Below are 6,078 nucleotides of genomic sequence, written 5' to 3'. Positions count from 1 at the left end.
TTTAGAGGAATAGCTACTCGATATGACAAGCTCAAAAGAAATTATCAAAGTTCTGTTGCCTTAGCCTGTATATTTTTATGGCTACCGTTATAGGGTTAATTATGAACAGTAAGTGTCAACAGACCCTAAAAACAAAGATTTTTTTAAATCTAAATTCTCTGAAGGGTATGACTCATGAGTGCATCAATAATATTTAAAATTAAAATTCTTAGAATGAAAAAGTTGAGTGTTCAAAATCTTCATTTTCTGTATCAGACTCTTCATTAATAATTTCTTAAAAGTGAGAATTGATTATAGATTATTGAATTTTAATATATAAATATTTAATTTAAATATTTATAAATCCAAAAATGCGCATAGATTGCCGAATAATAAAAAGTCATTCTATGAGAGTCACTTTTTGTTGCTTAGCACTATTTTAAACTTTTTAATCCAGAAATTTCTGAGTTTGGGCAAGAATCAAAAACTCGAATAGAGCAATCTGCTTCTTTACCTTTTATTTCTGCACCTTTTTTTAGCACAAAATTTAATCAAAGCGAAAATAGTTTCAAAATGGCGCAACTTGTAAATGATTATGTATAAGGGCGAAAAAAGAAAATAAATCTTTGAAAAAGGGCCAGTGTTAAAAAGAATCTATCAAAGTACTTTTATTAAAAAATTAAATATAATTTAAAAACAAAAACATAGATATTTATTTTATTTTTATTCATCAGATTTCAGTTGTTTTATTCCAGATTGGCATAGCTCTTGCAAATTTTGAACTTGAGTTTAATCAATATCATAAAAACGTCTCAGACGATCTGGGGGAGTCATACAATGAAATCAACATTAAAAGTATTATCTTTTGCTTTACTAGGTGCTGCATCTTCTTTCACTTTAGCGGATGAACCAGCTGCTGAACATTCAGTTTCTGGAAATATCAGTGTACTTTCAAGCTATAACCTGCGTGGGATTACCAACACACCTGAAAATAGCGGAGCTACTTTACAAGGCGGACTTGACTATAATCACGCCTCTGGCTTCTATGCAGGCTGGTGGGGTTCGACATTAGACTATGGTGATGATTTGCCCAATGCCTTTGAAAATGATTTTTATGCGGGCTATAACGGTTCAATCAATGAAGACTGGGGTTATACAGCGGGTTTAACTTATTATTACTATTATGATATTGGCAATACAGGCTCAAATGGTTTTGAAACCATGCTGGGTCTGACGTACAAAGATTTTGGTGTGACTGCTCAAACATTGCTTGAAGATCTTGATTGGGGTAATGCAGGGGATACCTATCTAAAAGGCACCTATAGCTATGCACTGCCAAAAGATTTTAGTCTGGATACTGCACTTGGCCTATATATTTATGCCAAAGATGGCGACATAAAAGGAACAGAAAACAGTTTCGGTTTCCGTCATTTCGATATCGGTCTAAGCAAGCCACTTGCTGATACAGGCATCACCGCCAGCATGAATTATATTTTTGGTGGTTATAACCGTTTTGAAGATAAACAGAAAAATAAAGTGGTATTAGGACTAGGCTACAGCTTCTAATCTTTGGGGTTTAAAAAAGGCGATCTCAGGTCGCCTTTTTTAATATTCTAAATCTGCTGCTGCCCGCGATAAGACAAGGCTTCCGATAAGTGCCCAGTCTGAATATCTGGACTTTGGTTAAGATCGGCAATGGTTCTGGCAACACGCAAAATGCGATGATAGCCTCGTGCTGATAAATTCAGTTTCTGCTGCGCCAGTTCAATCATTTTCTGAGCTGGTGGATCGAGAGGGGCATATTGTTCCAGTTGTTTCGGACTAAGACTCATGTTTAAGGCGTTTTGCCGTTCGATCTGAATATTATAGGCGGTGATCACACGCTGTCTGACGGTTTCAGAGTTTTCGACGGGTTTATTGTCCTGTAACTCCTGTGCCTGTAAAGGTGGTACGTCAATATGCAGGTCAATCCGATCCAGTAATGGACCAGAAATCCGGTTCTGATAACGCTTGATGCTTTCAGGTGAACATTGACAGCGGCTGTCCTGATTAAATGCATAACCGCATGGACAGGGATTCATGGCTGCCACCAACTGAAAGTTGGCTGGAAAAGTAATTTGCCGGGAAGCACGTGAGATTACAATTTCTTTGGACTCAAGCGGCTGACGTAATACTTCTAAAACCTTGCGGTCAAACTCAGGCAGTTCGTCTAGAAATAAAACGCCCAAATGTGCCAGTGTGATCTCTCCAGGTTTAGGATGTGAGCCACCGCCGACCAGTGCAATGGCAGACGCAGTATGATGCGGTGCCCGAAATGGCCGCTGGCCAAAGGGATGATTGGCATTGGCAATTGAATAGATACTAGCAACTTCCAGATTTTCCTGAGTATTTAAGGGAGGTAAAATACTGGCGAGGCGCGATGCTAATAAGGTTTTACCTGTACCAGGTGGGCCGCGGAACAGCAGGGAATGGCCACCTGCAGCTGCAATTTCCAAGGCACGTCGTGGTCGCAATTGTCCTTTCACATCCGCAAGATCAAATTTATAAAAAGAGTGCTGATCTAATGGACTGGTCTTAAACGGGGGCAAGGTTTCTGCTTGAGCCAGATGTGCACAGACTTCCTGTAAATGATTGGCAGCAAATACCTGAAAATCCGGGAGCTGAGAGGCTTCCTGAGCATTCAGACTCGGCAAGATCAGTTGGTGCTGTGCCTGCTGGCAGGCGATTGCAATACTCAGGATTCCTGTTACAGGCCGCAATTGACCATCTAGGGCCAGCTCCCCAATAAACTCAAGATTATTAGTACAATTTTCTGGAAGCTGCCCTGAGGCCACTAAAATGCCTAAAGCAATCGGCAAGTCCAAACGTGAGCCATCTTTAGGTAGATCAGCAGGTGCCAGATTAATGGTTAAGCGTTTGGTCGGAAACTGAAAGCCACTATTCAGAATGGCAGAGCGAACCCGATCCTTACTTTCCCTGACTGCGGCTTCAGGAAGCCCCACAATGGTGAGGGAAGGCATGCCAGAACTGACATGAACTTCGACTTCAATTAAAGGTGCATGCAGGCCTAACAGGCCTCGCGTATAAATTTTGGCAAAAGACATATTGTTGTTCCAATATAGTGCATTATTTTTATTGTTCTCGTGTCTTTTGTGCACTGTAGTTGTGCTTATTTTTTAATCGAGACTTTTTCTTCTAGCTCTTCGACTTGTTTTAGTAAAACATTTAAACGCTGATTGGCATTATTTAGGGCAGTGCGTTGACGTTCGAGCTCTTCTTTAGACACTAAATCCATTTTACTGACGGCTTCATTGAGCAGGGCACGCAGATTGTGCTCCAGGTCCTTTTTAGGGTGTTCAACTTGCTGCAAAATTGCTTGTAACAGGGTTTCAATCATAATCTGATCCATCGCCATATAAATGCGCGGACAGTGTAGCATTGCTGCAAGAGTGACTTACAGTATTTCAGATAAAATATAGGCTGCTTCGATTAGTAATATTGTAAAAATCCACATAAAAAATATCCAATTTGTGCAGATTCCAATACGTTATAAGTATAAAATAAAAGAGCAAGAAACATCGTGCCGGGCTTTCTAATTTCCCCCGACCTTAGGAATCTTGGCATGAAATTTGAACATAAAACCTTACTGGTGAAATAAGCCGAAGGAAAACAAACATGAAGCTCGTAACTGCAATTGTAAAACCTTTCAAATTGGATGATGTGCGTGAAGCATTATCTGAAATTGGTGTTCAAGGCATCACTGTGACTGAAGTCAAAGGCTTTGGTCGTCAAAAAGGCCATACTGAACTTTATCGTGGTGCTGAATACGTTGTAGATTTCCTACCGAAAGTCAAAATTGAAATCGCAATCAGCGACGAAATGGTTGATTCGGTAATTGAATCAATTACTCGTGTTGCAAGCACTGGCAAAATCGGTGACGGAAAAATTTTCGTAACTAACTTAGAACAAGTCATCCGTATTCGTACCGGTGAAACAGGTGCAGACGCTGTTTAATTTGGCACGAAGTTTGCTGAGTACCTAATAACTCACAAAAAACATGGTTGGGGGATACGAATGAAAAAAATGCTAATGGCGTTCGGCTTGTCCAGCGCTCTTTTAGGTGGTTCTGTTGCGTGGGCTGAAGAGGCCGTAACAGCACCAACACCTACTGAAGAAGTCGCACTTGTTGCAGAGACTGGTGATACTTCACTTACAACAACAGACACAACTACAGCAGAGATTGCTGAAGTGGCGCCAGCTGAACCAGCAGTGCCTGCAGAAGAAGAAGCTACTCTCGATACTGGCGATACAGCCTGGATTCTCACTTCAACAGCCCTTGTATTACTGATGACCATTCCAGGTTTAGCCCTGTTCTATGGCGGTATGGTCCGTAAGAAAAACGTATTGGGAACCATGGCACACAGCTTTGTTGCTGCAGCCGTAGTCAGTATTGCCTGGGTCGTGATTGGCTATACATTGGCCTTTGGTGAAGGAAATGCCTTTATCGGCAGTTTGGACAAGCTCATGCTGGCTGGAATAACCACCGATGCGCTTTCAGGCACAATTCCTGAAATCCTGTTCGTGATCTTCCAAATGACGTTTGCCATTATTACGGTTGCCATCATCAGCGGTTCGATTGCTGAGCGTATGAAGTTTGGTGCTTTTGTGGCATTCATTGCACTCTGGGTGATTCTGGTGTATGCACCAATTACTCACTGGGTCTGGGGCGGCGGCTGGTTAGGCAACGACGGTGCGCTTGACTTTGCTGGTGGTACAGTCGTTCACATCAACTCAGGTGTAGCGGGTCTGGTTGCAGCCTACATGCTTGGTAAACGTATGGGTCTTGGCCGTGAATCAATGGCGCCACATAACCTGACTTTAACTGTAGTCGGTGCAAGCTTACTTTGGGTAGGCTGGTTCGGCTTCAACGGTGGTTCAGCATTGGGTGCAAATGGTTCTGCAGGTTATGCGCTGATCGTAACTCAAGTTGCAGCAGCGGCAGCAGCGATCTCTTGGTTAATTACTGAAAAAGTAGTACGTGGTAAAGCATCTGTATTAGGTGGGGCTTCTGGTGCGGTAGCAGGTCTGGTGGTAATTACTCCAGCAGCTGGTTTTGTCACTGTCGGTGGTGCCCTGGCAATGGGTCTGATCGGTGGTGTGGTATGTTTCTGGGGTATTACTGCTCTGAAACGTACACTGAAAGCTGATGATTCTCTGGATGCCTTTGGCCTACACGGTGTGGGTGGTATCGTTGGTGCGATTCTGACAGCATTCTTCGCAAGCGAATTCATCATGGGTGATGCTGCTCCAGCAAATGTAATGAGCCAACTTTGGGTTCAAGTTGAAGGTGTACTTGCAACCATCGCTTACTCTGCAGTATTAACTTTCGTGATTCTTAAAGTGATTGATCTGATCATCGGTATCCGTGTTTCTTCTGATGATGAACGCATGGGTCTGGACTTAAGTCAACATGGCGAACGTGTAGAATAATCTGCTAAAACAATAATCAATATATTGTGTAAAACAGCCCATCTGGGCTGTTTTTTTTCTATATGTTGCGTAAAACTCTACAAAGTTTGGAATTTTTGCTACACTCGGAAATCATCAGGATTTGTTCAATTAAACCGCTATGCATTGCCCATTTTGCAATACACCAGACAGTAAAGTGATTGATTCACGCCTGGCCGCTGAAGGTTGCCAGATTCGCCGCCGTCGTGAATGCGTCAGTTGTAATGAACGTTTTACTACCTTTGAAAGTTATGAAGTGGTGATGCCGCGTGTCATCAAATCCGATGGCAAGAATGAACCCTTTGATGAAGCCAAATTACGTCGCTCACTGATGCATGCCTTGCAGAAACGTCCTGTGACTCAAGAACAGATTGAAACGGTGCTGAGTGATATCCAGTTGCAGATTCGCCGTCTGGGTGAGCGAGATGTGAAATCACGTACTATTGGTGAAATTGTCATGCAATCTCTATTCGCACTTGATCATGTGGCTTATGTCCGTTTTGCTTCGGTGTATCAGGATTTCCAGGATGTCGAAGCCTTTCGTCGTCAGATTGAACAGATGCAGCAACGTGGTGAGTTTCAAGAATAAGC

At 42.3% G+C, this 6,078-nt stretch carries 6 protein-coding genes and 1 pseudogene; 5 read left to right on the top strand and 2 right to left on the bottom strand.

What is annotated here, in order from left to right; genetic code table 11:
• Window positions 1–93, top strand: a pseudogene (locus FTV14_RS09815) (IS5/IS1182 family transposase); the annotation flags it as partial.
• 723 nt (window positions 94–816) lie between these two features.
• Complete coding sequence (locus tag FTV14_RS09810) at window positions 817–1,545, top strand: TorF family putative porin (RefSeq protein WP_180053835.1); 729 nt, start codon at window positions 817–819, stop codon at window positions 1,543–1,545.
• 47 nt (window positions 1,546–1,592) lie between these two features.
• Here FTV14_RS09810 and FTV14_RS09805 read toward each other — a convergent pair whose 3' ends face one another.
• Entirely contained in the window at window positions 1,593–3,083 is a 1,491-nt protein-coding gene (locus FTV14_RS09805) for a YifB family Mg chelatase-like AAA ATPase (RefSeq protein ID WP_180053834.1), read from the bottom strand.
• A gap of 65 nt (window positions 3,084–3,148) precedes the next feature.
• Window positions 3,149–3,376 carry an accessory factor UbiK family protein gene (locus FTV14_RS09800; protein ID WP_034703445.1) on the bottom strand — a complete coding sequence of 76 codons (228 nt, stop codon included), beginning with the start codon at window positions 3,374–3,376 and terminating at the stop codon, window positions 3,149–3,151.
• Between the two features lie 278 nt (window positions 3,377–3,654).
• On the opposite strand from FTV14_RS09800, the gene glnK reads away from it, so the two are divergent.
• The 3 genes from glnK (at window position 3,655) to nrdR (ending at window position 6,076) form a co-directional block, all read left to right on the top strand.
• The gene (gene glnK, locus FTV14_RS09795; protein ID WP_004650081.1) at window positions 3,655–3,993 is read left to right on the top strand and encodes a P-II family nitrogen regulator; all 339 of its coding nucleotides are present in this window, start codon (window positions 3,655–3,657) and stop codon (window positions 3,991–3,993) included.
• 60 nt (window positions 3,994–4,053) lie between these two features.
• Window positions 4,054–5,469 (top strand): ammonium transporter, encoded by a 1,416-nt coding sequence (locus tag FTV14_RS09790; RefSeq protein WP_180053833.1) that lies wholly within the window; start codon window positions 4,054–4,056, stop codon window positions 5,467–5,469.
• 139 nt (window positions 5,470–5,608) lie between these two features.
• Entirely contained in the window at window positions 5,609–6,076 is a 468-nt protein-coding gene (nrdR, locus tag FTV14_RS09785; RefSeq protein ID WP_004787309.1) for a transcriptional regulator NrdR, read from the top strand.
• Window positions 6,077–6,078 lie beyond the last annotated feature (2 nt).

Source organism: Acinetobacter sp. YH12236, assembly GCF_013417645.1.
In the GTDB taxonomy this organism is placed as follows: Bacteria; Pseudomonadota; Gammaproteobacteria; order Pseudomonadales; family Moraxellaceae; genus Acinetobacter.
This window is presented reverse-complemented; position numbering and strand designations above follow the sequence as displayed.

Bases quoted from the DNA above. Each gene is read 5' to 3' on its own strand.
- FTV14_RS09810 (WP_180053835.1), top strand. From the start codon at position 817: ATGAAATCAACATTAAAAGTATTATCTTTTGCTTTACTAGGTGCTGCA.
- FTV14_RS09805 (WP_180053834.1), bottom strand. From the start codon at position 3,083: ATGTCTTTTGCCAAAATTTATACGCGAGGCCTGTTAGGCCTGCATGCA.
- FTV14_RS09800 (WP_034703445.1), bottom strand. From the start codon at position 3,376: ATGATTGAAACCCTGTTACAAGCAATTTTGCAGCAAGTTGAACACCCT.
- glnK (WP_004650081.1), top strand. From the start codon at position 3,655: ATGAAGCTCGTAACTGCAATTGTAAAACCTTTCAAATTGGATGATGTG.
- FTV14_RS09790 (WP_180053833.1), top strand. From the start codon at position 4,054: ATGAAAAAAATGCTAATGGCGTTCGGCTTGTCCAGCGCTCTTTTAGGT.
- nrdR (WP_004787309.1), top strand. From the start codon at position 5,609: ATGCATTGCCCATTTTGCAATACACCAGACAGTAAAGTGATTGATTCA.